Below are 799 nucleotides of genomic sequence, written 5' to 3'. Positions count from 1 at the left end.
CATAACGTTTAGGTGGCTTTAGCCGCCAAGCCCTCCTGCATCAATTTTGCAGGCGTTTCAAATCCAAGTGTCTTCCTCGAACGATTATTAAGTTACTCAAGTACTGGTATAACTTGCGCTGGTGTTATCGCCTTAAAATCTGTGCTCTTCGGCCAATACTGGCGTAGTAATCCATTCGTGTTTTCATTCAATCCGCGCTCCCATGAGTGATAAGGGTGAGCAAAATAAACAGGAACACTTAAAGCCTCTGTGATTTGATCGTGATAAGCGAACTCTTTTCCATTGTCCGCGGTGATGGTATGAAGCGCTGACCTAAAAGGGCTTAATAATTATATCGTCGCCGCAGTGACGACCTCTGCTGTTTTGTCTGCCACCTGAGTTGACACAGTGAATTGCGTGATTCGCTCCACAATGGTAACAAGGGCGCCTCGATGACCTTTGCCTATGACGGTATCTATTTCCCAATCTCCGATACGGCCTTTCTCATCAACTATTTGTGGACGTTCTTCAATGCTAACGCGATTTTTTATTTGCCCTCGGTTTGTTTTACCATGACTGCGCTTGTGATATTTCTTACCGTGTCGGCGCAGATGTAGGTATAACTCACCACCTGCTTTTTTATCTTCCCAGATATACAGATAAATGCATTCATGGCTGACAGACCGTTCACTTTCTTTGCGCAACCATCCCGTTATTTGTTCAGGACTCCACTTCTCATTAAGCTTCTGGGTAATTAAAGCCATCATTTCAGGTGTCATCTTAAGCGGTTTTCTTACACTTCTTCGGCGAAACAAAGCCC

General features: G+C 44.6%; 1 pseudogene. It reads right to left on the bottom strand.

What is annotated here, in order from left to right:
• Window positions 1-8: 8 nt before the first annotated feature.
• A pseudogene (locus I6F54_RS20170) lies at window positions 9-799 on the bottom strand (IS30 family transposase); the annotation flags it as partial.

This window comes from Pseudoalteromonas sp. SWXJZ10B, assembly GCF_015864475.1.
In the GTDB taxonomy this organism is placed as follows: domain Bacteria; phylum Pseudomonadota; class Gammaproteobacteria; order Enterobacterales; family Alteromonadaceae; genus Pseudoalteromonas; species Pseudoalteromonas arctica.
Note: the sequence above shows the minus strand (reverse complement) of the source record. Positions and strands in the feature narration are given on the sequence as shown.